Genomic DNA, 24,686 nt, shown 5'->3' with positions numbered 1-24,686 from the left:
GAGCGGCGTAGGGTCGGGCCGCCCGACCCTACGCCCCGCCCCCCGCCGCACGCGCCGAGCCGAGGAGCCCGACATGAGACGCGCCGGTACCGCACTACTGGCCGCCACCGCCTGCCTCGCCCTGCTGCCCGGCGCCCCGGCGTGGGCCGAGACCCCCGGCGGACACCACCCCGGCCACGCCCTGCGGAACTGCACCGGCACCGCCCCCGTCACCTGCCACGTCGATGTCGCCCCGGGGACGTACGACGTCACGGCCGTCCTCGGCGGCGCCGACTCCGGCAGCACCGCCGTGACCGCCGAGTCGCGGCGCACGCTGCTGCCCGCGACGCCCACCGCCGCCCGGCAGCGGCTGACGAGGACCTTCACGATCAACGTGCGCGAGCCGGAAGGAGAGCCGACCGGGCCGAGCGGATCCCCCGGGCTCGACCTCTCCCTCGGCGGCGAGGCGCCCCGCCTCGCCGATCTGCGGGTCACCGCGAGCCGCCGGACGCAACTCTTCCTCGCCGGGGACTCGACCGTCTGCGACCAGATCGCCGCCCCGTACACGGGCTGGGGGCAGCAGCTTCCGCAGTTCTTCCGGGGCGGTCTCTCGGTCGCCAACTACGCCGACTCCGGCGAGAGTTCCGGCTCCTTCCTCGCCGACCCCCGGCTCTTCCCCACCATGCGTCCGTTGATCCGCAAGGGTGACACCGTCCTCATCCAGTTCGCCCACAACGACAAGCAGACGACCGCCGCCGACTACCGCGCCCACCTCACCGCGCTGCTCGACGGGGTACGGGCGCGCGGCGGCAAGCCCGTCCTCGTCACGCCCGTCGTGCGCCGCTGGTTCAACGACGACGGCACCCTCGACAACGCCACCGCGCTGCACATCAACGGCCTCGGCGTGAACCTGCCCGCCGAGATGCGCGCCCTCGCCGCCGAGCAGCGCGTCCCCCTCATCGACCTCACCGCCCTCACCCGGCAGCTGGTGGAACGGCTCGGCCCCGAGGACTCCAAGGCGCTGTACCTCACCGATGAGGCCCGGGACAACACCCACACCTCCGCCCACGGCGCCACCGAGTTCGCCCGGCTCGTGCTCGGCGAGCTGCGCGCGCAAGCCCTCGTCCCCGGCGGGGTGATCCGGTGACGCACCCCCAGGGGACCCTCGGGCCCCACCCCTTCCGGCTGCCCGCCGAGGACCGCGCCAGCAGCCCGTACACCGGCTGGACCCGGGCTCACTGGGAGGCCGCCGCCGACGGGATGCTCGCCGCCGTCGCCCCGTACGCCACTCCCGGCCGGGCCCTCTACCAGCTGCCGGGCCTCCGGCCGAGCTGGTCGGGCGTCCGCTCCGACGGGCTCGAAGGGTTCGCCCGCACCTTCCTGCTGGCCGCGTTCCGCGTCGCGGGGGCGCGCGGCGCAGACCCGCACGGTCTGCTGGAGCGGTACGCGGACGGGTTCGCCACCGGCACCCGGCGGCCCGGCGGCGACGGCCCCGAGGACTGGCCCCGGATCGCCGACCGCAGCCAGCCGCTGGTCGAATCCGCCTCGATCGCGCTCGGGCTGCGGATCACCCGCCCCTGGCTGTGGGACCGGCTGGACGACGGCGTGCGCCAGCGCGTGGGCACCTGGCTCACGGACGCGCTCACCGCCACCCCCGTGCCCACCAACTGGGAGCTGTTCCCGGTGGCGGTCGGCGGCTTCCTCGCCGAGGCGGACGTGGAACCGGAGGCCGCCCGCGCCGCCGTATCCCGGGGCCTTACCCGCATCGAGCCCTGGTACACCGGCGACGGCTGGTACAGCGACGGCGCGAACCGCGCCTTCGACTACTACAACGGCTGGGCCCTGCACCTCTATCCGGCCCTGGAGGCATGGCTGACCGGCGACACCGAGCGGCTCGCCCGCTACGGGCAGCGGCTGGCCGCCCATCTCGCCGACTACGCCCACTTCTTCGGCGGCGACGGTGCCCCGCTCCACCAGGGCCGCTCGCTCATCTACCGGTTCGCTGCCGCCGCGCCGCTGTGGCTGGGCGCCCTCACCGGGCACACCCCGCTCACCCCCGGCACCACCCGCCGTCTCGCCTCCGGGGCCCTGCGCTACTTCCTCGACCGGGGCGCGGTCTTCGGCGACGGGCTGCTGTCACCCGGCTGGCACGGCCGGTACGAGGCCCTGGCCCAGCCCTACTCCGGGCCCGCGTCCCCCTACTGGGCCGCCAAGGGCTTCCTCGGGCTGCTGCTCCCGGAGGACCACGCTGTGTGGACGGCCCGCGAGGAGCCGGCCCCCGCCACCGCGGGCCACGACGTCATCCGCCCGGTGCCCGGACCGAACTGGCTGCTCCAGTCCACCGCCGCCGACGGCCTGGTACGCCTCCACAACCACGGCAGCGAACACCTTCCGCCGCCCGGCGACCCCGACCAGGACGACCCGTACTACGCCCGGCTCGCCTACTCCACGGCCACCGGCCCCGTCCCGTACGGCGCGGCGCCCGACAACCACTTCGGCCTGCTGAGCGGCGACCGGGCCTCGCTGCGGATCCGGTTGGAGCCCCTGGGCACGGGCGAGGGCTGGGCCGCCTCCCGCCATCGCGCCCGGCTGGTGGGGGAGGAGCGGCCGGACGAGGTCCGGATCACCGGCCTGGTGCTGGCGCACGGCGCGGCGGAGGTCCGCGTCCACCTGGTGGCGGGCGCGGACCCGGGCCACGCCGTACGCCAGACCGGCTGGGCGGCCCCGGAGAGGGGCCTGCACTCCGAACTCCTGCCGCTGCACGGACTGCTGACGGCCGATCCGCTGCCCGCCGCCGCCACGGCCTTCACCGGCCATGCCGTGGCCCCCGCCCTCACCGGCGAGACCACCGGCGGCGCGGCGGGTGATCTGTTCGTCTGCCTGGCCCGGCTGACGGCCGAACCGGACCCGCCCGCGCTGGGGACGCTGGCCCGCGTGGACGTGGCGCCCGCCGACGGCGGCTACGAGGTCCGGGTCGCCTGGTGGGACGGCGCCGCCTACCGCGCCCATCTGTCGGCGGACACGGTACGGGTCGACCCGTCGGTCCCGGCGCCGGTCAGCCGAAGCTGACCCGCTCCAGCCAGAAGTCGAGCAGCTTCGCGTCACCGAGGACCTCGACGGTCCCGCCGTGCGCGGGGCGCCGCTTGTAGACGAGCAGCAGCAGCTCGGTCAGCGGCCCCCGCACCGCGACGGCCGCCTTCTCGTGCGCCCGGCGCCAGGCGATGACCTCCCCGGTGAGGTCGACCACCCACTCCGCGTGCGCCTCCGGCGCGGTGTCGGTGGCGTGGAAGTGGAGGGTGCGGCCGGGGCCGAGCAGCTCGCGCATCCAGGGGTGGACCTCCCCTCCCTCAAGGTCACCAAGGCCTCCGTCGTACCGCTGGAGTACAACGCGATCGGCGTGGGCCAGGGCTACCCCGACTGGTTGCAGTGGATCAACACCTGGCTGCGGGAGTTCAACACCTCCGGCCAGAACGCGGCGCTGTACAAGAAGTGGTTCGGCGTCAAGCCCGTCTACCCCCTGGCCCCGTCCTACTAAAAAAAGCCCTGCCGGGCGGCGGCCGTCCTACTAAAAAAAGCCCTGCCGGGCGGCGGCCGTCCTACTGAGCCCTGCCGGGCGGCGGTACCCCGGCCGCCGCCCCCGTGGAGGAACCCCATGTTCGCCGACTGGACCTACGCCCTCCAGGACTGGCCCACCTACCTCGCCGCGGCCTGGCTGACCCTGAAACTGTCCCTCGCCGCCTTCGCCTTCGCCCTCGCCTGCGCCCTCGGGCTGCTGGGCGCCTCCGCCCGCCGGTCGCGCCACGTCCTCGTCCGCGCCCCGGCCGCCGCGTACGTCGAGGTCATCCGCAACACCCCGCTGCTGGTCCAGATGCTCTTCATCTACTTCGGCGCCGCCTATCTCAACATCGGCGACATCTCCGTCTTCGGCGCCGCCCTCCTCGCGCTCACCCTCTTCCAGGGCGCCTACGTCGCGGAGATCTTCCGCTCCGGCATCGAGGCCGTACCGCGCGGCCAGTGGGAGGCGGCGCGGGCCCTGGGCCTGACCCGCGCCCAGACCTTCGGGTCGGTCATCCTCCCGCAGACCCGGGCCATCGTGCTGCCCCCGCTGGTGGGCCAGTACCTCTCGCTCGTCAAGGACACCTCGATCGCCGTGGTCATCGGCTACGCGGAACTCCTCCGCGAGGGCCAGGCCGTCGTCGACCGGGACGGACACCCGGGCGTGACGTACCTGGCCATCGCCGTCCTGTACTTCGTCATCTGTTCCCCGCTGTCGGTCGTCGTCCGGCGCATGGAGAGAAAGGCCGTGACCGCCTGATGATCACCAAGTCCCCCATGGAGCGGACTCCCGCCACCACCGCCCAGGTCGCCCTGTCCGGCGTGCACAAGCGCTTCGGCGACCTGGAGGTCCTCAAGGGCGTCGACATCGAGGTCGGCGCGGGCGAGGTCGTGGTGCTCATCGGAGCCAGCGGCTCCGGCAAGAGCACCCTGCTGCGCATCATGTGCGACCTGGAGCGCGCCGACAGCGGAGAGGTCTGGGTCAACGGAGTCCCGCTGCACGACCGCAGGCGCGCGCCCGAGATCTTCGGCCACGTCGGCATGGTCTTCCAGCAGTTCAACCTGTTCCCGCACCGCACCGCGCTGGGCAATGTGACCCTCGCGCTGCTCAAGGTACGGAAGACCGGCCGCAAGGAGGCCGAGGAGCGGGGCCGGGAGGCGCTGGCCCGGGTCGGGCTCGCCGACAAGGCGGACGCCTACCCGGCCCAGCTGTCCGGCGGCCAGCAGCAGCGCGTGGCCATCGCCCGCGCGCTCGCCATGGACCCCGCCGTCATGTTCTTCGACGAACCCACCTCCGCCCTCGACCCGGAGCTGGTCGGCGAGGTCACCGGCGTCATGCGGTCCCTGGCCGACGAGGGCATGACCATGGTGGTCGTCACCCACGAGATGCGGTTCGCCCGGGACACCGCCGACCGGGTGGTCTTCATGGACGGCGGTGTCGTCCTCGAACAGGGCACGCCCGAGCGCGTCTTCGGTAGCCCGGCCGAGGCCCGTACCCAGCAGTTCCTGCACCGGGTGCTGGAGACCTGACCCCGGCCGGCCCGCTCAGCTCAGCGGGGAGAAGGCGAACGAGAACTTTGCCGGGGCCGCGAGCAGCCGGTACGGCTCCAGCACCCCCGGCCCGCAGGACTGGCTGCCGATGCCCTGCTGGCCGTGGTCGAGGTTGACCCACACCGTGTCGGGCGAGGCGACCAGGTCGGGGGTGTGCTCGGCCGCGTCCAGCTGTTCCGAGGTCCAGCGGCGGGCCGTGAACCAGAACGGCGGGTGGCCCTCGACGCGCAGGCCCGTGCCGTCCGGGCCGGTCAGCCGCGCCCAGCGCACATCGGCCCGCGCCCCGTTCTCCTGCGGCCGCACGTACGGCGTCTGCAGCTCGTCCACCGACAGCGCCCAGCGCCCCAGCCGGGAGGCGGCCCGGGTGTCCGGGTACGCCTCGCCGGGGCCGCCGCCGAACCACTCCGCGGCGTCCAGCTCGGCCGGCACCCCGAGCCGTACGCCCAGCCGGGGCAGCGGGCAGGTCCACGTGCCGAGCGGGGTGACGGACACGGCCAGCCGTAGCCGGTCGCCCTCCGCCGTCCACCGGTAGACCGCCGTCAGCCCGATGTCGGTCGCCGCGGGGGCGACCCGGGTACGGACGGTCAGCGCCCGGTCCACGAGGTCCACCGCGTCGACCCGGTGCTGCAGCCGGTGCAGGCCCAGCTGCCGCCAGATCAGCCCGTAGCGCTCGTCGGGCTGCCAGTACGCGCCGTTGTCGTTGTCGGTGGGGGCCCGCCAGACGTCGAGCCGGGGGCCGGTGAGCGTGAGCCCGCCGAGTTCGGTCAGGGTGCCGGTCGCGGCGTCGAAGGTGCCCGGACCGAGGGTGATCCGGTCTCCGTCGCGGCGCGGCGCCACCGGGGCCGTCACAGCGGCCGGAGCAGCGGCGGCGGGGGCGGCGGCCACACCGGGCAGCTGGGCCCAGGCCACCAGGTGCCCCGCCTCGCCCCACGCCGTCGCCGCGGCGAGCCGCGCCTCGACCGTCCAGTGGGTCTCCTCGCCCGGCGCGGTGGCATCGGGCGCGGGCAGCTTGAGGTCGGCGGACTCACCGGGGGCCAGCGGCGGCACCGTCAGCTCACCGGAGCCGACCGCCACGCCCTCCGCCTCGTAGGTCCAGGCGAAGGCGAGATGGGACAGGTCGGCGAAGTCGTGGCCGTTGGTGATCCGGACCGTCCCCGAAGACCCGTCGCCCTCGATCCGCACCGGCTCGATGACCTTCTTGTACTCGGCCAGCCCCGGGGACGGGGTGCGATCGGGGAAGAGGAGCCCGTCGCAGACGAAGTTGCCGTCGTGCAGCTCCTCGCCGAAGTCCCCGCCGTACGCGAAGTAGCGCGTGCCGTTCGGCGTGTACTGGGCGAAGCCGTGGTCGATCCACTCCCACACGAAGCCGCCCTGCAGCCGTTCATGCGTCTCGAACAGCCGCTGGTACTCGCTCAGTCCGCCCGGCCCGTTGCCCATGGCGTGCGCGTACTCGCACTGGATGAACGGCAGGGCCCGGCGCCGCGCGTCCAGCGCCGCGTCGCCCCACGGCGCCTCCGTCCGCGTGCCGATTTGCGCGACCTCCTCGTGCGGCGCGTACATCCGGGAGTAGATCCCGGTGTCGGCGCAGGACAGATCGCCCTCGTAGTGGATCACCCGGGACGCGTCGCGCTCCCGGATCCAGCCGGCCATCGCCGACAGCCCGCGGCCGGTGCCGCACTCGTTGCCGAGCGACCACATCACGACGGACGGGTGGTTCTTGTCGCGCTCGACCATCCGGGCGGCCCGGTCGATCAGCGCGGGGGTCCAGCGGTCGTCGTCGACCGGGTTGTTCCGCCAGTCGAGGTCGACGAAGCCATGGGTCTCCAGGTCGCATTCGTCGATGACCCACAGCCCCAGCTCGTCGCACAGGTCGAGGAAGGCGGGGTGCGGCGGATAGTGGCTGGTGCGCACGGCGTTGATGTTGTGCCGCTTCATCAGCTCCAGATCGCGGCGCATGGTCGCCAGGTCCAGCGCGCGGCCGGTCTCCGGGTGGAACTCATGCCGGTTGACGCCCCGGAACAGCACCCTTTGGCCGTTGACCTTGAACACGCCGTCCTCGACCACGACCGTACGGAAACCGATCCGCAAGGCGACGGTCTCGCCCCCGGTGGTCAGCGTGCCCTCGTACAGCCGCGGCGTCTCCGCCGTCCACGGCTCGACGGCCACGGTGGCGCTCTCCCCGGTCGCCAGGTCGAGCCCCAGCTCGGGCACGGCGACCCGGCCGCCGCCGGGCTCGGCGTCGACCCGCAGCGTGCCCGCGCCGCTGAGGTGGTCGTACGAGGCGTGCACGAAGAAGTCCGTCACGGACTCCGCCGGCCGGTGCAGCAGCGTCACCTCGCGGAAGATCCCCGGCAGCCACCACTGGTCCTGGTCCTCCAGATAGCTGCCGGAGGACCACTGGTGCACGCGCACCGCCAGCACGTTCCCCGACGGCTTCAGCAGCCCGCCGACCGCGAACTCGTGCGGCAGCCGGCTGCCCTTGAACGTGCCCAGCTCCTCCCCGTTGAGCCAGACCCGGGCGCAGGACTCCACGCCCTCGAAGCGCAGCACCGCGTCCCCGCCGTCCGGCCAGTCGCCGGGCAGGTCGAAGACGCGCAGATGGTCACCGGTCGGGTTCTCGGTGGGCACCCGCGGCGGGTCCACCGGGAACGGATAGTTCACATTGGTGTAGATCGGCGCGCCGTGACCGTGCAGCACCCAGTGCGCGGGCACCGGGATCTCGCCCCAGCCGGAGGCGTCGTAGCCGGGGCGGGCGAAGGAGTCGTCCTCGGTGCCCGCGGTCGGCGACAGCCGGAACGCCCAGGTGCCGCCGAGGTTCAGCCGGGCGGCGTCGGAGCCGGGGGCCCAGGCGCGCGGCGGCAGGCATCCGGTGCCGGGGGAGACGTCCTCGTAGTAGGGGAGCGGCGGTGTGTGCGCGCGCGAGTTCATCGACTCTCCTCGGTCAGCCCTTGATACCGGTCTGTGCCACACCCTGCACGAGCCAGCGCTGCAGGAACACGAAGACGAGCACAAGTGGCAGGATCGATACGGCCGTTGCCATGAAGATCAGATGGATGTTGATCGTCTGTGCGGTCATGTACGAGGAGAGCGCGACCTGCACGGTCCACGAGCTCTGATCCTGGCCGATCACCAGGGGCCACAGGAAGGCGTTCCAGCCGCTGATGAACGTGATGACCGAGATCGCCGCGAAGAAGTTGAGCGAATTGGGCACGACGATGCGCCAGTACGCACCCCAGTAGCCCAGCCCGTCGACCCGGGCCGCCTCCTCCAGCTCCTTGGGGAACCCCAGGAAGTACTGGCGGAAGAGGAACGCGGTGAAGCCGCTGAACAGGCCCGGGATGACCAGGCCGCGCAGCGAGGAGACCCAGCCCAGGGACGACACCAGCACATAGCTCGGCACGAAGGTCACCGCCGCCGGGACCATGAGGGTGAACAGCACCGTGTACAGCACCTTGTTGGCGTGCTTGTACGGGATGCGGGCCAGGCCGTATCCGGCCAATGAGCACACCAGCAGGGTCCCGAGGGTGTGCAGCACGGCCACCACGGTGGAGTTCCACAGCGCCCGGGCGAACGGTACGGAGGGGTCGTCGAACAGCTCCTTGACGTTCCCCCACTGCAGGTCGGTGGGGAAGAACGCCCAGTCCTCACCGGTGATGTCCGGGTCGGTGGACAGCGCGTTGCGGACGATCAGATAGAAGGGCACGAGGAACAGCAGGGTCGCCACGCCGAGCGCGACGTAGAGGCCGGTGCCGTTCATGACGGAGCGCGCCGTGCGCTTCTTGACCATGGCGGGCCTGGGCGCCGTGACGGTCACTTGTCGTCACCCCTTCCGAAGCCGAGGAACCTGCCCTGGGCCAGGGTGACCATGGCGATCAGCAGGGCGAGGATGAGGGCGCCCGCGCTGGCGTGCCCGTAGTCCTGGTTGGCGCCGAGCGCCTGGAGGTACAGCTCGACCAGTGGCGGCCTGCCCCAGGTGGCGCGGCCCTCGTCGAGGATGTTGTAGAACTCGTCGAACGCCTGGTAGGCCGCGATGAGCAGCAGCAGGACGACCGCGACCGAGGTGGCGCGCAGCTGCGGCAGGGTGATGTGGCGGAACGTCTGCCAGCCGGACTTGGCGCCGTCCACGGCCGCCGCCTCGTACAGCTCGCGCGGGATGTTCTGCAGCGCGGCCAGGAAGAGGATCATGTAGAACCCGCACTGGAGCCACAGCCGGGCGGTGCAGATCACCAGCCAGTACCAGGGCGGATGGGGCGAGGCGAGCCAGGCGACGGAGTCGGCGCCGAACCAGTCGAGCACGGTGTTGACCATGCCGTAGCGCAGCCCGTTGAACATCGACATCTTCCAGACCAGCGAGGCCACGACGAAGCTGCACGCGGTCGGCAGGAAGAACACCGAGCGGAAGAACGCCTTCATGAAGCGGATGCGGTGCACCAGCAGCGCGAGGGCGAGGGAGAGCGCGTAGGTGATCGGGACGATGATCGCGGCGAAGATCGTGAAGTTGATCAGGCTGTCCACGAAGTCGCCGTCGCTGAGCATGTCGGCGTAGTTGCCGAGGCCGACGAACTCGGTGGGAGCGACGGTGCCCTTCGCGTTGTACAGGCTGAGCCAGAGGCTCCAGCCGATCGGTACGTAGACGAAGACGATCAGCCCGATGAGGAACGGGCCGGTGAACAGCCAGAAGTTGAGGGTGCGGCCGCGGCTGCCGCCGAGCCCGCGCGGCCGGCGTCCGGCGGGAGCCGCCTTGCGGGGCGGGCGGCCGGGGGCGGCGCTCTGGGTGGGGGTGGTGGTCGCCATGTCAGTTCCGGACCCGCCGGCCTAGCCGAGCTTCTTCAGCTCGCGCTCGATCTTCTTGTCGGCCTTGTCGAGTTCGGCGGCGGGGTTCTTGCTGTCGCGCACCGAGTTGACCACCGCGTCGAGCACGATGTTGAACATGCCCTCGGTCCAGTACGGGTCGTCGAAGATGCCGTGGCTGTTGAACAGCTCGACCGCCTCGGCCGCGACCCCGCTCTTGAGCTTGTCCGCCCCGGCGGCGATGCTCTTGCGCGCGGGAATGTGGAACCCGTAGTCCAGGGCCCATTCCTGCTGGTACTTCTTCTGCTCGATCCACAGCCACTTGACGAATTCCTTGGCCCCGTCGACGTCCTTGGCCTTGGCCGATACGTACGTGGACCAGCCGCCGTTGTAGACCACCGGGCGACCCTTGCCGCCGGACTTGGGGAAGGGGAAGATCCCGAAGTCGTCGCCGAACGCCTTCTGGATCGCGGGAATCGCCCATATCCCGCACCACTGGATCGCGCACAGCCCCTGGACGAAGCTGGTCGGGTCCCAGGTCTCGGTCGGGGCGCCCAGCAGCAGCGACTTGCTCCGGTACAGCTCCCGCGCCTTGGTGAGGGTCTGCTCCAGCTCATCGGTGTGGTACGCGATCTTGTGGTCCTCGGTGAGGTAGTGCGTGCCGTTGGACCAGACGAGCGGCTTGCTGATGGTCTTCAGGTTCTGGCCGATGTACAGGCCCTTGACCTTCCCCTTGGTCAGTTTGTGCGCGATGTCGATCAGATCGTCAAACGTGGTCGGCGGCTTGACCCCGGCGTCCTCGAAGAGCGACTTGCGGTAGAAGAAGAACTGCGGGTCATCGATCATGCGAATGCCGTAGATCTTTCCGTCCACGGAATTCGCCGTGATGTCCTCCGGCAGGAAGTCGTCCTTGACGTCGGCGATGACGTCGTCGAGCGGGACGATCTGCTTCGAGCGCACCAACTGCAGATCGGGGTGGTACTCGAAGACGTCCGGGCGGCCCGAACCCAGCAGGGAGGTCGCCAGCTTGGACTCGTACTCGCCCGGCACCCATTCGATGGTGACCTTCGCCTTGTCGTAGGCGTCGGCGAACTTCTTGGCGGCCTGCTGGGTGCCCTGCTCCCCGTAGGCGTGGTACATCTGCTTGATCGACTTGCCGTCGCCGCCGGCGCGGCCGGTGTTCGAACCGCAGGCGGCGAGCCCGCCCAGGGCGGCCACCCCGCCGACGGCGCGCAGCACGCTGCGGCGGTCCCAGTCCCTGGCATCCCTGGCTCTGTTCATTGCCGACATCTGATGTCCTTGTCTCGGATCACGATCACGGTTCACGGCCAAGTGCGTTGGTGCAGCGGGACGTTAGCCATAGACGAAGACTTCGGCAAGGGGTTGGACGAAGTACCCGGCGGGAGTTCCGGGACGGTTCGAGCCTTCGAACGGAACCGGGGTGTGGGAACGCTCCCACGCCCCGCCGCCGTCAGGAAGGGCTGCCGCCGCGGGTCCGTACGGCCGCTGTGCGGCGCTGCTTCAGCCCCACGGACGCCAGCGACCCCTCCAGCACGAAGGTCGCGGCCCCGAGGCTCACCGGGTTCGACGGGATCGGGCACAGCACGATCTCGGTGTTCGCCAGCGGACGGCGCAGCGCGCGCCCGGCCACCGCCTCGCGCACCTCGGCCAGCAGCCCCTCGCCCAGCGCGGCCGCGACCCAGCTGCTGAGCACGATCACTTCCGGGTTGAGCAGATTGATCAGGTCGGCGAGGCCCGCCCCGAGATAGCGGGCCGTGTCGCGGACCACCTGGACGGCCACCGGGTCCCCGTCCGCCAGCCCCCGCCCCAGGGCCTCGATGGTCGCCGTCTGGTCGCCGGGGCGCAGCAGCGGACTGTCCGGGCTCAGCTCGCGCAGATTCCGCATGATGCCGGGCGCGCCGACGTACGTCTCCACACAGCCCCGGTTGCCGCAGTGGCACTGCCGCCCGTCCAGGATGAGGGTGGTGTGCCCCCACTCGCCCGCGCTGTTGCTGACCCCGCGGTGCAGCGTCCCGCCGAGCGCGAGCCCGGCGCCCACGCCCGTACCGAGGTTCACCACCACCGCGTCACCCCGGCCGCGCGCCGCGCCGAACCACTGCTCGGCCACCGTGCACGCGCGCAGCGGGTTGTCCAGGTACAGGGGGTACGGGATGTGGTCGGCCAGCATCCGCAGCAGCGGTACGTCGTGCCAGTCCCAGTTGGGCGCGAAGACCGACACCCCGCCCTCCCGGTCCACCTGCCCCGGCATGCTGACCCCGGCCCCCAGCACCCGCTCGGGCGCGACCTTCGCCTGCCCGACCACGGACGCCACGGCGGCGGCGATGTGCGCCACCACCTTGGTCGGGTCGTTCTCCGCCGGGCGCTCCGGGCGCAACTCCTCCTCGGCGCGGGCGAGGACGGTCAGGGCCAGGTCGAACAGCTCGACATGGATGTACGTCTCCGCGACGTCCACCCCGATCAGCGCGCCGCCGGAGGAGTTGACGGCGACCAGCCCGCGCGGCCGGCCGCCGTCGGAGTCCTCGTAGCCGACCTCGACCAGCATGCCCAGCTCCAGCAGCTCGCCGACGAGATTGGCGACCGTGGCCAGGCTCAGCCCGGTCGCCGCGGCCACCTCCTGCCGGGACACCGGGGATTCGGCGACGATGTGGCGCAGTACCCCGTAGCGGTTGGCGGTGCGTATGTCGCGGGACGTGCGCTTCACGCCAAAATCCCCTCTGTGGCTCTCCCGGCTGACGCCGCGCCAGGCTAGAGCGTGCGCCTGGCCATAGACAACCCCTTCGCACAACCCTTGTACGAAGCGTCAGAGGCAAGCGGGGGCAGAAGCGAGGACCACCGCCCTCAGGGGGATTCGAGCACCTGCCGCACGACAGGTCCGGCCGCGTCACCGCCATGCCCGCCCGCCGTGACCACGGCCGCCGCGGCCATGTCGTCCCGGTAGGCCGTGAACCAGGCGTTGGTCGCCGCCTGCCCGTCGATCTCGGCCGAGCCGGTCTTGGCGCCGATGTCGCCGCCGAGGCCCGCCATCGCCCGCGCCGCGGTGCCGCTCGTCGCCGTGAGCCGCATCATGCCCTTCAGCTGTGCCACGGCCGCCGGGGTCAGCCCGCGCTCGCTGGTGGCCAGCCTCCGGTTGTCCACCGACGGCGCCACCAGCACCGGCTGCTTGAAGGCGCCCGTCCGCACGGTGGCCGCCACCGACGCCATGGTCAGCGGGTTCATCTGCACCGTGCCCTGCCCGATGACCGCCGCGGCCTTGCCGTCCCCGCCCTCCGTCGGCACCGAGCCGTCGAACGTGGTCACGCCCACCCGCCAGTCCAGCCCGATCCCGAACACCGCCCGCGCCTCCTCCGCCACCCCGTCGTCGGGTATGGAGCCCGCGAGCGAGACGAACGCGGTGTTGCAGGAGGCCGCGAAGTCCTGGGCGAAGGTGGCGCCCGGATTCTCGCTCTCCTCGACGTTGTGGAACGTCATGCCCTGCGCGTACGCCGCCGTCTTCGGGCACGGCACCGGCTGGGCGGGCGTCACCTTGCCCGACTCCAGCAGCGCGGCGGCGGTGATGATCTTGAACGTGGACCCGGGCGCCGTCTGTCCCTGTAACGCGGCGTTGAACTCGGCCTTGTCCGAGTTGGCCACCGCGAGGATCTCCCCGGTGCTGGGCCTGAGCGCCACTACGGACGCCCCGTTCCGCTCGCTCACGGCCGACTCCGCGCGCCGCTGCACCGCCTGATCCAGCGTCGTGCGCAGGCTCCCCCGCTTGCCCTTCGTCACCACATGCAGCGTCGCGCCGGCCGTCCCGTCGGCTTTGACCGCCGTCACCTCGACCCGGGCGGCGCCACCGGCCTTGTCGCCGTATCGCGCCCGCAGCGCGTTCAGCACCGGATCGAGGGACGGATAGCGCCCCTGCTTCAGCTCCTTGCCGCTCCGGTCCAGCAACCGGACCGGCTGATGGTCCGCCATGCCCGTCTGTAACGTTTCACCGGCTGTCAGTCGGGGATGGATGACCGCCGGTTTCCAGTCCACCAGCGGCTTCCCCGTGGTCCGGCCCCGCACGACGGTGAGCTGGGAGTCGTACGCCCATGTCGAACGCGTCTTCCCGAAGGCGATCTGCGCCTCGACCCGGAACGGCACCGTGCTGCTGTGCGCTTCGCCCGCCGTGAGCGTCAGCTTCTCCACCCGGCCGTCCTCGCGATAGCCGCTCAACGCGGCACCCGCGCTCTGGGCGTCGTTGGTGAACGCGGCGGCCCGCAGGTCGTTCTGGTCCGCCCAAGCCGCCAGGAAGTCCCGCGCCGTTTCCTTGACTTCGGCCGGCGTCACGGCGCCGTCCGGAACCGACGACTCACTGCCGCCGGTCACCCCCATGTAGAGGTTGTACCCCCCGATCCCCGCAACTCCGATGAACCCTGCTAACGCCGTACCGAGTACGACTCTCCCCGCTGTACGCATGGCGTCGCCCGCCCCCAGGTGTGGTCGGCGCCCCGCTTGTCAGGCCGCCTGCTCCATCTCACCGCGCAGCGCCCGCGTGTACACCCCGAGCAGCCGCCCGTACTCCGCCCGCTCGGCAGGCCGCAAGGCCCGCCCGGCCCGGGCCCGCAGGAACACGCGGATCGCCTCGTTGGCCTGGTCGGTGGAGGTGGTCAGTAAGGCGGGGCTCTGAGGAGTAGGAGTCGGACGCATGGGAAACAGAGTAGGGGCAGCCACTGACAAGCGCTGTGGCCTAAACCTCTCAACTGGGGTGTTACCCGCCGTATGTGAGGAACGACGCATCTTCTGCGGGAGTGTTCCCCGGCTCCTCGCTCTGGCATATGCCCCGGCCCTGCGGCCCCTTGAAGCAGGGATCGCCGCAGGCCAGCCCCGGCGCCCGTACGTTCATACCTTCCGTACGACCACGCCGGCCGCCGCCAGCCGGCCGGTCTCCTCCTCCGCCGCGGTCTCGTCCGTCACCACCGCGTCCAGATCGGAGGCGGCGGCGACGAACGCCAGGGCGGTGTGGCCGAGTTTGGCGGCCTCCGTGACGGCGATCACGCGGCGGGACGAGGCGATGGCGGCACGCTTCACGGCGGCGTCGTCCAGGTCGTAAGCGGTCAGCCCGCCCGCGGAGTCGAGCCCGCAGCAGCCGATGACCGCGGTGTCGAAGCGCAGCGCGGCCAGCGACGCCTGGGCCAGCGGGCCGGTCAGCGCCAGTTCGCCCGGCCGGGACCGGCCGCCGGGCACCAGCAGCGTCACCTGCGGGGCACCGCTCAGCGCGTTCGCCGCGTGCAGGGACAGCGGCATCACGGTGACCCGGCGGTGCTCCAGCGCCCGGGCCACCTCCAGGCAGGTGGTGCCGCTGTCGAGGACGACGGACTCCCCGTCGGCGATCAGCCCGGCGACCTCCGCCGCGATGCGCCGCTTGACCTCCAGCCCGTCCTGGGCGCGCAGCGCGAACGGCGGCTCCTCGCCGCGCAGCAGCAGGCTCCGCGCCCCGCCCCGGTAACGCTCCAGGACGCCCTGAGCGGCCAATGCCTCCAGGTCGCGCCGGATGGTCATCTCCGAGGCGCCGGTGAGTGCGGCCAGCTCCGCGACCCCGAGGCGGCCCGCGCTCCGTACGGCCTCGGTGATCTGCCTCAGTCGCTCTGTGCCTGCCATGCTGCCGATTTGAACACTCTTCATGCCCAAAAGGCAACCTTACAAACATCAAGTTCGTTCGCTACGTTCGATGCATGCAGAGATCGCTGCGGGTAGCCCGGCTGGCCACCTTCGCCTACTTCACCCTGAACGGCTTCCTCCTGGGGATGTGGATCGTGCACATCCCCGGCATCGAGCACCGTGCGGGGATCGGCCACGCCGCGTTCGGCTGGCTCCTTCTCCTCCTCGGCGCGGGAGCCTTCACGGCCATGCAGTTCGCCGGTCCCCTCACCGACCGCTTCGGCGCCCGCGTCGTCGTACCGCTCGGCGCGGCGCTGTGCAGCGCCACCCTGATCCTCCCGGGCCTGGCCACCAACGCCTGGACACTGGGCGCGGCGCTCCTGGCCCTCGGTGTGGGCAACGGCTGCCTGGACGTCAGCATGAACGCCCACGCCGTCCAGGTCGAACGCGGCTACGGGCGGCCCGTCATGTCCGCCTTCCACGCCACCTTCTCGCTCGGCGGTGTCCTCGCCTCGCTCGTCGGCGCCCGCACCCTCGGCTGGGGCTGGAGCCCGGCGACGACCCTCACGGTGGCGGCGGCCCTCGGCCTCACCGTCGCGGCCGTGGCCGCCCGCGCACTGCTGGGGCGGCCCGCCACCGCCCCGGACCCCGACGCTCCTGCCGCGAAGTCCCGCCGTGGGACGCCCCGCCGCATCTGGGCGCTGGCCACGCTGGCGTTGATGATCATGCTGTGCGAGGGCGTGGCCAACGACTGGAGCGTGCTCCATCTGCGCAACGTCCTGGACGCGCCCGCCGCCACCGCTGCCCTCGCCTTCGGAGCCTTCGCCACCGCCATGACGGCCGGACGCCTGCTGGCCGACCGCGTGGCCGCCCGGCTCGGCCCGGTGGCCATCCTCCGCTACGGCGCCTCCGCGGCCGCTCTCGGCATGACCGTGGCCGCGCTCTCGCCCTGGGGCCCCCTGGCCCTGCTGGGCTGGACCGTGTTCGGCGCCGGACTCTCCGGCTGCGTCCCCCAGCTCTTCAGCGCCGCGGGCCACACCGACCAGTCCACCGCCGGCGCCAACGTCTCCCGCGTCGCGGGCCTCGGCTACCTCGGCATGCTCGCAGGCCCCGCCGTCATCGGCCCGCTGACCCACCTCGTGCCCCTCAACCTGACCTTCTTCCTCCCGGTGGCCTTTTGCGTCGTCGCCGCCTGCGCGGCGGGCATCCTGCGGGCACCTGCGCCGGCCCGGTCTTATGAAAAATCGATTGCCCCCGTCGCCGCCCAGCGATCGGATGGTGCCCCATGAGCCCAGGGCGGACGCACCTCGACGACTCCGTTGTACGGCGGCTGATCGCCAGTCAGTTCCCGCAGTGGGCGGACCTGCCGGTGCGGCGGTTCCCGTCCGGCGGCACCGTCAACGCCGTGTACCGGCTGGGCGACGAGATGGCCGTACGGCTGCCGCTGGTGGCGGGCGGAGCCTCCGACGTTACGACGGAGCGGACGTGGCTGCCCCGCCTCGCGCCCCACCTGCCCACGGCCATCCCCGAGGTGCTGGGGACCGGGGAGCCCACCGAAGGGTTTCCGTGGCCGTGGTCGGTGCACCGGTGGCTGGCGGGGGAGAACCCCGAGGAGGGCGCGCTGAGCGAACCCGTCCTGCTGGCCAAGGACCTGGCCGAGTTCGTGGCGGCGATGCGGAGCATCCCGCTGTCGGACGCCCCGAAGGCCTACCGCGGCGGCCCCCTCGCCACGCTCGACGCGGAAACCCGGGCGGCGATCGAGCGACTGCGCGCCATCCCGGAGGAGGGCGTCGACTGCGACGCCGCCACCGCCGTATGGGACGACGCCCTCCGAACCCCGGCCTATGACGGCCCGCCGGTGTGGCTGCACGGCGATCTGATGCCGGGCAACCTGCTGGTGGACGCTGGTGGCCGACTGACCTCGGTGATCGACTTCGGCTGCATGGGGGTGGGCGACCCGGCCTGTGACCTGTTCCCGGCCTGGAACCTGCTACCTGCGGGTGCGCGTGTGGCCTTCCGGGAGGCCCTCGCCGTGGACGACGCGACCTGGACCCGCGGCCGTGCCCGGACCCTCTCGCAGGCCCTGATTGCCCTGCCGTACCACCGGACGAGGACCCCGCCGATGGCGCGCAACGCGCGGCACGTTATTCGGGCGGTGCTGGGGGAGGGCTGAGCCGCCGTCAGGTGTGTCGGCTCCCCAGATACGTGTCGAGCGCGGCCGCTCCCGCCAGCATCGCCCGGCCCCGCGCCGTCAGCCGGTCGTGCCACTCCCGTAGCGTCGCCTGGAGCGGTTCCGGTCCGCCTGCCGTCCGTACCCGCTCCAGCACCCGCGCGATCTGCTCCAGCCCGTGGCCGCCGCGGCGCAGTTGGTGGGCCAGCAGCACGTCGCGCACATCGGCGGAGGTGTAGACGCGATAGCCGGTGCGCGGGTCGCGCTGGGGCACAACCAGCCCGGCCCGCTCCCATTTGCGCAACGTCGCGGGCCGGATGCCGAGCCTGCGTGCGAGCGGCCCGATGAAGGTGACGCCCGGCTCCGGTTCGCTTGGCGGCGCCAGGTCGCGCAGCGCCTCCTCCACGTCCTCCAGCGTGCGCCGGTCGTCGGCCAGCTGCGTATGGCTCTCGTCGATCAGGCGTAGTGCCTCCTCGACCGCGTCGCCGTTCACGGCCCGCATGATCGCCCCGGCCGTCGCATAGCCGTGTGCGGGGATCAACGCCAGGAACGCCCGCAACGCCGCCGCGTGGCGCGGAGCGTAGACGCGATAGCCACTCGGCGAACGCTCGGCCGACGGCAGAATCCCCGCATCCTCGTAGTTGCGCACCGCCTGTGTGGACAGGCCGTGCTCGCGCGCCAGATCGATGGGCCGCAACCGCATTTTGAAGGTTCGCCTTTACCCGTGGGAAAAATAGCCGCCAAAGTTTACACCGAAGGTTCAACGATACGGTTGAATCCATGACGCCAACCATCCGGGACGCGGCCCGTCCCTTCACCGGCGGCGCCCTCACCGCGCTCCTGTCTCCCGCCACCCGCCTGCTCGGCCTCGGCGAGCCCACCCACGGCGTCGAAGCCTTTCCCGAGCTGCGCAACGAGCTGTTCCGCCACCTCGTCGAACACGAGGGCTACCGCTCGATCGCCATCGAGGGCGACTGCCTGGCGGCCCTGGCCGCCGACGCCTACGTCGCCGGTGGCCCCGGGACCCTCGACGACGCGATGGGCCGAGGCTTCAGCCACGGCTTCGGTGCCTCACCCGCCAACCGCGAGCTCCTGCGCTGGATGCGCGCCCACAACGAACAGCGCCCCTCGCACGAACGGCTCCGCTTCTACGGCTTCGACGGCCCCCTGGAGATCACCGGCGCCGCCAGCCCCCGCCCCGCGCTGACCGCCCTGTACGCCCACCTCGCCGCCCACCTCGACCTGCCCTGGAGCCGCGAAACCCTCGACGAACTGCTCGGCCCCGATGAGCGCTGGACCAACCCCGACGCCATGATGGAACCCGCCCAGTCCATCGGCCGCACCCCCGAGGCCGGGAAGCTGCGCCTGGTCGTCGACGACCTGAGCGCGCTGCTCACGGCGCACGCCCCCCAACTGGCAGCCGCCACTTCCCCCGACGACCTCTGGCACGCCGAACTGCACGCCCGCACCGCCGCCGGACTCCTGCGCTACCACTCCGGCATGGCCGACACCGGGCCCACCCGCGTCGGTGCACTCCTGTCGCTGCGCGCCGTGATGATGGCCGACAACCTCGACGCCATCATGCGCCGCGAGGCCCGCCGCGGCCCCACCCTCGCCTTCGCCCACAACGGCCACTTGCAGCGCCCCAAGAGCGAGCTGCGGTTCGGCGACACGCCGTACCAGTGGTGGAGCGCGGGCGCCATCATGGCCACGCGCCTCGGCGACCAGTACGCCTTCGCCGCCTCCACCTTCGGCACCCGCGGCGCCGACGTCCCCCACTCCGACACCCTCGAAGGGCTCCTGTCCTCCCTACCCCACCCCCGCACCGTCATCGATCCTGGCCGATGGGCCACGGCCCTCGACCACAAGCCGACGCCCCGCGTCCCGGCCGACCACACCTACGCACCGCTCGACCCGGCCACCACCGACCAGATGGACGCCATCGTCTTCGTCAGGGAAATCTGAGCCTATGAGCACGGGGTGCGCGGCTGCTTCCTGCGGACGGGCCTGCCGGTCCCGGACGTGATCGTGGACGCGGCTGCCGTGGAGGAGGGCTCGGCTCAGGGACATCAGTTGGCGAAGCTGATCCGCCATGATCGGGGGTCCGCCGATCTGTTGGCGGACCACGCCCTCGGTCAGGATGCACAGGTACTGCGGCGGGTCGTCGCGCTGAAAGATGGCTTGCCGCTCGAGACGAAAGTTCACGAAGAACTCCACTTCGTCGTCCGACAGCGGGCCGGATGCCCCTGCGATCCCAAGCACAGGCCCGCACTTGGTTTGTGCACGATGGTCGCCCAGGGAACGCGGGACGGCGTGTGCATCACGGTGAGCGACCGGAGCAAGGACGGCATGGGGCTCTTCCTGGTCGACGCGACCGCGTCATCCCGGACGGCAAGGCCCACGGCGACCGGCAAGGACGTCACCGTGATCACCGCGCGTCGCTGGGTGACGCAAGCGGGGTCGACGATGACGCATGATCCGCAGGCTGATCGCTCTTAGGGAGAGCGGTCTGGGCCGGTGAGTCCTGGTGTGTGGCGAGGTCACGGCCTGCCGGTGAGATCGGCCGCAGCAGTACGGAGGTTGTCAGGAGTGGGCAGCCCGGGTAGGCACCGAACGCCGGGTACTCGGGCCGGTAGTAACGGGACCAGCAGCTCACCACCCGGCGCTCCGTGCGTGCGAAGTACGAGGGGTTGCGCGCGATGAACTCCCCGTACAGGAGTCGCTGGGCGGACCCCGCAGTGGCCACGTCGGAAATGCCCCTCCGGATCGCTTCCAGGATCTCCACCACGTATTCGCCAACCAGTTGCACCACAAACGGGACCACCCACGGTTCGTGGGAGCGGACGACCTGCTCCAGGTGGCGCTGGCGGACTAATGCAGCCAGATGCTGCATCGGCGTGCGTGATGCCAGAGCGTATCAGCTGGGATGGTCAGGAATTGGATTTCGCGGATCATCGATATTGAGGGTGATGTCGATGCCGGAAGTCGAGGTGAAGGTTGCGGTGGTGCCAGAAAGTCGAATTTCTTGGAACGGATTCGATTCCTCGAAGAAGATCGCCCAAACTAGCGTTCGGTCGATAGTCAAACGTGCAATGAAGCCCTCTGAGCCGTAGGAACCTTCGCCGGCCCAAAGGAACCCGCTGCCCTCTAGGTCTAGTTCGTTAAGTCCATCAACGGAAGATGTCCAATTCGGGTCACTTGCCAGCATGGCATTGAGGTCGAAGGGGGCCAGGATTTGCAGTCCACGTGATGTCTCAGGGGCGAGAGTGACATCATAGGAATGTCCGTCAGGGAAGTGCAGGGCATCTCTGATAGGGAGCAAAAAATCTCCCCATAGGCGCTCGATTTCGCTCATTTTCCCTTGCATTTCGTGTTGCGCACGTGCTGTGGCCTTTCCTTGAGTCCCTGTCGAGGGACTGGTTCGCCTAGTTCATTTCTGTTTCGTGCGGAGTTCATGCGCCTGTGAAATTGTTGGGCCCATGTTCGTCCAGTAGTCGAGTCCGGATGAACGGCGTTCGGGTCGACTCGCTCGATAGTTACGGGCTTCCCCACTTCGCGTGCCGCGTCGAGCCTTCGGTTGTCATAGGATACAAGTTGACCGTCCACCTCCATGACCTTCAGGGCTGTCCCTGGGCGTTCCCAGTCCCACTCCCCAGACCGCATCTTATCCACATAGTCGTTCGGTGACACGGTTCGCTGAGAGAAATTTAGATCTGCAGGATCTGCCCACTCTAGTCCTTCATTTCCGGCAAGCCCCAGGTAGTCAGTCCAGGTCTGCGGATTGTGGACGTAGGTAGCCGGATTGGGGGAAGGATCGAGACCCAGTGGATCTGCCGATGTATAGCGAGCGGTCTCCGGGTCGTAGTAGCGGTGGAAATTGTAGTGGAGGCCGGTTTCCGGGTCGAAGTATTGGCCCGGGAAGCGGAGGGGCGTGTAGGCGGTGCTGTCGGTGGCCCAGGTGGTGGTGCCCCAGAGGGTGGCGCGGGTGTGCCAGGCGATGGTGCCGGATTCGTCGACGAGTTCGGTGGGGGTGCCGACGAGGTCGGTGATGATGGCGAAGAACCGGGCGTCGATCTCGCGCTGGGTGGTGGCCTCGGTGATGCGTTCGGTCTGGGCTATCGGGCGCAGGCCGTCGTGGTCCCAGGTGAGGGTGATGGGGTTTGGGAGGTCTGGGGTGGTGGTGGTTTGTTCTATGAGGGTGGGGCCGTCCCAGGTGAAGTCGGTCTGCTCCAGGACGGTTTCGCCGTCGGTGGCGAGGCGTTGTTTGGCGGTGCGGCGGCCGAAGGGGTCGTAGAGGTAGCGCCACATCGTGCCGTCGGGGGTGGTGACGGTCGTGAGGCGGTCTTCGACGTCCCAGGTGTAGTGCCAGGTGTCGGGCTTCTTCGAGAGGCGGGTCTTCTGGCGGAGGGTGAGGCGGCCCGCATCGTCGTGCTCGTAGCGGATGGCCCCGGCGCGGGTGATTCGGGTACCGGTGTAGGTGCGTTCGCCGGTGGCTGCGGTGGGATGGGGCGCGGGCCAGGTCGCTTGGGTTTGGTTGCCTGCCTCGTCGTAGGCGTAGGTCTCGGTCCAGCCAGTGGCGCGGACTGTTGTCACGCGGCCTGTCGCGTCCAGGTCGAAGGTGCTGGGGCCGCTCAGGCGGTCGTTGATAGCGGTGACGCTGCCGTCTGCGCGGTAGGTGTAGGCGCGGTGTTGGATGAGGGACGCGTTGGTGGTGCCTGTCAGGGATTGCTCGGTCAGGCGGCCTAGCGGGTCCCAGGTGTTGGTGACCGTCAGGGTGTCGCCGATGCGGCGCGTTGTCTCGCGGCCTGCCTCATCGTGTTCGGAGGTCAGCGTGTGGCCACCGGCGGTGAGGGTGGTGCGGTTGCCTGCCGCGTCGTACGCGTACGTCGTCGTCGCGCCGCTCGGGGTGACGCGGCGGGTGCGGCGGCCCAGGGGGTCGTATGAGTGGGCCAGTACGCGGCCGTTGATCATTTCCGACTTGAGCCGGCCCAAGCGGTCGTGCTGGTAGATCGCCTCGGTGTCCGGTCCAGTGGCCGTGGTCAGGCGGCCTGCTGGGTCGTAGGTGAGGGTGGTCACCTGGTCGTCGGCGGTCTTGCGTATTACCTGACCGAGCCCGTCGTACTCATACGCGACCGTCTGGCCCAGTGGGTTGGTCCGGCAGAGCAACTGGCCCGCCGCGTCGTGTTCGTACGTGACGGTGCGGTCGTCGAAGTCCGTCTCGGAGATTAGTCGGCCAGCGGGGTCGTATGTGTATGACCAGGTCAGGCCCTGTGGGTTGGTGACTTGGGTGAGGCGAAGGGCTGCGTCGTGTTCGAACTCGTAGCGGACGCCGTCCGGGCCGGTGCGGGCCGCGAGAAGGTCGAAGTGGGTGTACTCGAAGACGGTGGTGCCGCCGATGGCATCGGTGTGGGTGGTGCAGTTGCCTTCGCCGTCGTACGTCCAGGTTTCCGTGGAGCCGTCGGGGTTGGTGCGGCGGGTGAGCTTGCCTTCCACCGTCCAGGTGAGGTGGGTGGTGGCTCCGAGCGCGTCGGTGATCGTGATGGGGCGACCGAAGGCGTCGCGGTCGTAGCGGGTGACCGCGCCCAGCGGGTCGGTGATCTCCACCGGCAGGCCCGCCTTGTCGCAGCGGACCCGGGTCGTTTCGCCCAGCGCGTTGGTGACGGACGACAGGTGGCCGTACGAGTCGTACGCGTAGCGGGTCGTGTGGCCCGCCGCGTCGGTGGCCGAAGTGCGGCGGCCCGCCTCGTCGAACGTCTGCGTCCAGGTGGTGCCGTCCGGGCCGGTGACGGATGTCGGGAGGCCGAGGTCGTTGTATGTCGCCGTCGATTCACTGCCGTCGGGGGCGGTGATCCGGGTGAGGTGGCCCGCCTCGTCGTAGGCGAACGTCGTGGTGCGGCCCAGCGCGTCGGTGCGGGACAGGACGCGGTCGTGGCGGTCGTACTCGGTGCGGGTGGTGTGGCCCAGGGGGTTGGTCTCGGCGGCCACCTTTCCCGCGTCGTTGACGAAGTAGCGGGTGGTGTGGCCCTCGGGCGTGGTGACCGTCGTGACGCGGTGGCCCGTTGCCTGATCGACCTCGTCGTACGAGATGCGGATCGATACGTGGCCCGCCTCGCCGCCCTCGGCGATGCAGCGGTCCTGGTGGTCGTAGACGTAGTCGTACCGGCGGTCGTTGGTGTCGGTCCAGGCGATGACGCGGCCGTCGTCGTCGTATTCGAAGCGCAGGGGGAGGCCGGAGGAGCCCGTCACGCCGGTGAGGTTGCCGTCCGTGTACGCGTAGCGGATCAGCTCCTGGTCGCCACCGTCCGCAGCGGCACCCGCCAGGTGGAGGGCGGTGATCCGGCCCTCTGCGGTGCTGAGCTTCAGCTCGTACCCGGCGCTGTGGGCGATGGCGGTCGGGGTGCCCTCGGCGTCGTACTCGAAGGTGATCCAGTGGCCGGAGCGATCGGATATCTGCTCCAGCAGGGCGACCCCGTCGCCGCCCGGGTCCACGTCCCGTGGACCGTTGAAGTGGCGGACCCGGCCGGTGGCGGGATCGGTGAGCGTGTAGTCGCCGCGGGGGTCCCGTGCCAAGGGCCAGCGGGGGCCCGCGGAGGGGAAGGTCGGGACATCCGGGGCTGGGTGAGGGTAGGACAGCAGCAGACCGTCCTCGCTGACGAAGACGACGCCCTCGGCATCGATCTCCAGCCGTTGGTCCGCCGTGCTCGACCACGACGGGCCGAACCACCGGCCGACCCGGTAGCCGGATTCCACCTGGCGGCGGAACACCAGCGGTAGCGCACCCGGCAGGGAGACGTCCGTCTGCGGGAGGTACATCTTCCCCGTCGCCAGGTCGACCGGGTCGGTTCCGTCGCTGCACTTGTCCTTGTTATCGGTGGTGTTATCACCGCGCTTGCGGCCCTTGATCGCCTCGCGAGCCTTGTTCAGGAGACCACCGGACTTGCCGACCCTGGCCCCCTTACGAACGGCGCCCAGGCCCTTCGTGCCGAGCAGCTCGGGG

General features: G+C 70.8%; 21 protein-coding genes and 2 pseudogenes. 10 read left to right on the top strand and 13 right to left on the bottom strand.

Annotated features, from left to right (window positions below):
- The first annotated feature begins 73 nt into the window (after positions 1-73).
- Positions 74-1,126 (top strand): rhamnogalacturonan acetylesterase, encoded by a 1,053-nt coding sequence (locus ASC60_RS31525; RefSeq protein WP_055556962.1) that lies wholly within the window; start codon positions 74-76, stop codon positions 1,124-1,126.
- On the top strand, positions 1,123-3,048 hold the full coding sequence (locus ASC60_RS31520; protein ID WP_055556960.1) for a DUF2264 domain-containing protein: 1,926 nt from the start codon (positions 1,123-1,125) through the stop codon (positions 3,046-3,048). The genes ASC60_RS31525 and ASC60_RS31520 overlap by 4 nt, the downstream gene beginning before the upstream one ends.
- On the opposite strand, the gene ASC60_RS31515 is transcribed toward ASC60_RS31520, so the two are convergent.
- Positions 3,035-3,304, bottom strand: coding sequence for a hypothetical protein (locus ASC60_RS31515; protein ID WP_079038744.1), 270 nt, complete (start codon positions 3,302-3,304; stop codon positions 3,035-3,037). The two genes, ASC60_RS31520 and ASC60_RS31515, sit on opposite strands and share 14 nt — an antisense overlap.
- A gap of 6 nt (positions 3,305-3,310) precedes the next feature.
- On the opposite strand from ASC60_RS31515, the gene ASC60_RS31510 reads away from it, so the two are divergent.
- The 3 genes from ASC60_RS31510 (at position 3,311) to ASC60_RS31500 (ending at position 5,064) form a co-directional block, all read left to right on the top strand.
- Complete coding sequence (locus tag ASC60_RS31510) at positions 3,311-3,514, top strand: transporter substrate-binding domain-containing protein (RefSeq protein WP_055556958.1); 204 nt, start codon at positions 3,311-3,313, stop codon at positions 3,512-3,514.
- A gap of 117 nt (positions 3,515-3,631) precedes the next feature.
- Positions 3,632-4,294, top strand: a complete 663-nt coding sequence (locus ASC60_RS31505) for an amino acid ABC transporter permease (RefSeq protein WP_055556956.1) — start codon at positions 3,632-3,634, stop codon at positions 4,292-4,294.
- A 17-nt stretch (positions 4,295-4,311) separates the two neighbouring features.
- Positions 4,312-5,064: an amino acid ABC transporter ATP-binding protein gene (locus ASC60_RS31500; protein ID WP_055557074.1), complete on the top strand. Its 753-nt coding sequence runs from the start codon at positions 4,312-4,314 to the stop codon at positions 5,062-5,064.
- A 15-nt stretch (positions 5,065-5,079) separates the two neighbouring features.
- Here ASC60_RS31500 and ASC60_RS31495 read toward each other — a convergent pair whose 3' ends face one another.
- The 8 genes from ASC60_RS31495 to ASC60_RS31460 form a co-directional block, all read right to left on the bottom strand.
- The gene (locus ASC60_RS31495) at positions 5,080-8,013 is read right to left on the bottom strand and encodes a glycoside hydrolase family 2 TIM barrel-domain containing protein (protein ID WP_055556954.1); all 2,934 of its coding nucleotides are present in this window, start codon (positions 8,011-8,013) and stop codon (positions 5,080-5,082) included.
- A gap of 13 nt (positions 8,014-8,026) precedes the next feature.
- Positions 8,027-8,899: a carbohydrate ABC transporter permease gene (locus ASC60_RS31490; protein ID WP_370592989.1), complete on the bottom strand. Its 873-nt coding sequence runs from the start codon at positions 8,897-8,899 to the stop codon at positions 8,027-8,029.
- Positions 8,896-9,879, bottom strand: a complete 984-nt coding sequence (locus ASC60_RS31485) for a carbohydrate ABC transporter permease (protein ID WP_055556952.1) — start codon at positions 9,877-9,879, stop codon at positions 8,896-8,898. The genes ASC60_RS31490 and ASC60_RS31485 overlap by 4 nt, the downstream gene beginning before the upstream one ends.
- Before the next feature lie 21 nt (positions 9,880-9,900).
- Positions 9,901-11,157 carry an ABC transporter substrate-binding protein gene (locus tag ASC60_RS31480; RefSeq protein WP_107097217.1) on the bottom strand — a complete coding sequence of 419 codons (1,257 nt, stop codon included), beginning with the start codon at positions 11,155-11,157 and terminating at the stop codon, positions 9,901-9,903.
- Between the two features lie 190 nt (positions 11,158-11,347).
- Positions 11,348-12,598, bottom strand: coding sequence for an ROK family transcriptional regulator (locus tag ASC60_RS31475; protein WP_055556948.1), 1,251 nt, complete (start codon positions 12,596-12,598; stop codon positions 11,348-11,350).
- Between the two features lie 137 nt (positions 12,599-12,735).
- A complete protein-coding gene (locus ASC60_RS31470) occupies positions 12,736-14,337 on the bottom strand; it encodes a penicillin-binding transpeptidase domain-containing protein (RefSeq protein ID WP_055556946.1) in 1,602 nt (533 codons plus the stop codon).
- A gap of 39 nt (positions 14,338-14,376) precedes the next feature.
- Positions 14,377-14,568: a hypothetical protein gene (locus ASC60_RS31465; protein WP_009713521.1), complete on the bottom strand. Its 192-nt coding sequence runs from the start codon at positions 14,566-14,568 to the stop codon at positions 14,377-14,379.
- A 192-nt stretch (positions 14,569-14,760) separates the two neighbouring features.
- Positions 14,761-15,519 carry a DeoR/GlpR family DNA-binding transcription regulator gene (locus ASC60_RS31460; protein ID WP_055556942.1) on the bottom strand — a complete coding sequence of 253 codons (759 nt, stop codon included), beginning with the start codon at positions 15,517-15,519 and terminating at the stop codon, positions 14,761-14,763.
- A 74-nt stretch (positions 15,520-15,593) separates the two neighbouring features.
- Here ASC60_RS31460 and ASC60_RS31455 point away from each other — a divergent pair, with 74 nt between their 5' ends.
- Positions 15,594-16,808: an MFS transporter gene (locus ASC60_RS31455; RefSeq protein ID WP_055556940.1), complete on the top strand. Its 1,215-nt coding sequence runs from the start codon at positions 15,594-15,596 to the stop codon at positions 16,806-16,808.
- Complete coding sequence (locus tag ASC60_RS31450; RefSeq protein WP_055556938.1) at positions 16,805-17,692, top strand: aminoglycoside phosphotransferase family protein; 888 nt, start codon at positions 16,805-16,807, stop codon at positions 17,690-17,692. The genes ASC60_RS31455 and ASC60_RS31450 overlap by 4 nt, the downstream gene beginning before the upstream one ends.
- Positions 17,693-17,699: 7 nt before the next feature.
- Here ASC60_RS31450 and ASC60_RS31445 read toward each other — a convergent pair whose 3' ends face one another.
- Positions 17,700-18,392, bottom strand: a complete 693-nt coding sequence (locus ASC60_RS31445) for a TioE family transcriptional regulator (RefSeq protein ID WP_055556936.1) — start codon at positions 18,390-18,392, stop codon at positions 17,700-17,702.
- 77 nt (positions 18,393-18,469) lie between these two features.
- Between ASC60_RS31445 and ASC60_RS31440 the strand changes: the two genes are divergently transcribed.
- Both ASC60_RS31440 and ASC60_RS44240 read left to right on the top strand, forming a co-directional pair.
- Complete coding sequence (locus ASC60_RS31440) at positions 18,470-19,654, top strand: erythromycin esterase family protein (protein ID WP_055556934.1); 1,185 nt, start codon at positions 18,470-18,472, stop codon at positions 19,652-19,654.
- A 3-nt stretch (positions 19,655-19,657) separates the two neighbouring features.
- Positions 19,658-19,744: pseudogene (locus tag ASC60_RS44240) on the top strand (phosphatase); the annotation flags it as partial.
- On the opposite strand, the pseudogene ASC60_RS44235 reads toward ASC60_RS44240, so the two are convergent.
- A pseudogene (locus ASC60_RS44235) lies at positions 19,727-19,894 on the bottom strand (Scr1 family TA system antitoxin-like transcriptional regulator); the annotation flags it as partial. The pseudogenes ASC60_RS44240 and ASC60_RS44235 sit on opposite strands and share 18 nt — an antisense overlap.
- Positions 19,895-20,002: 108 nt before the next feature.
- Between ASC60_RS44235 and ASC60_RS44230 the strand changes: the two are divergent.
- The gene (locus tag ASC60_RS44230; RefSeq protein WP_370592988.1) at positions 20,003-20,188 is read left to right on the top strand and encodes a hypothetical protein; all 186 of its coding nucleotides are present in this window, start codon (positions 20,003-20,005) and stop codon (positions 20,186-20,188) included.
- Positions 20,189-20,606: 418 nt separating this feature from the next.
- On the opposite strand, the gene ASC60_RS40040 is transcribed toward ASC60_RS44230, so the two are convergent.
- Positions 20,607-21,044: a hypothetical protein gene (locus tag ASC60_RS40040; RefSeq protein WP_079038743.1), complete on the bottom strand. Its 438-nt coding sequence runs from the start codon at positions 21,042-21,044 to the stop codon at positions 20,607-20,609.
- Positions 21,041-24,686 (bottom strand): DUF6531 domain-containing protein (locus ASC60_RS31430; RefSeq protein WP_107097215.1); only part of this gene is annotated, 3,646 nt, incomplete at its 5' end. The genes ASC60_RS40040 and ASC60_RS31430, both read right to left, overlap by 4 nt.

Source organism: Streptomyces sp. NBRC 110028, assembly GCF_001417735.1.
Taxonomy (GTDB): domain Bacteria; phylum Actinomycetota; class Actinomycetes; order Streptomycetales; family Streptomycetaceae; genus Streptomyces.
The sequence above is the reverse complement of the archived record's forward strand: the minus strand, read 5'-3'. Positions and strand labels throughout refer to the sequence as shown.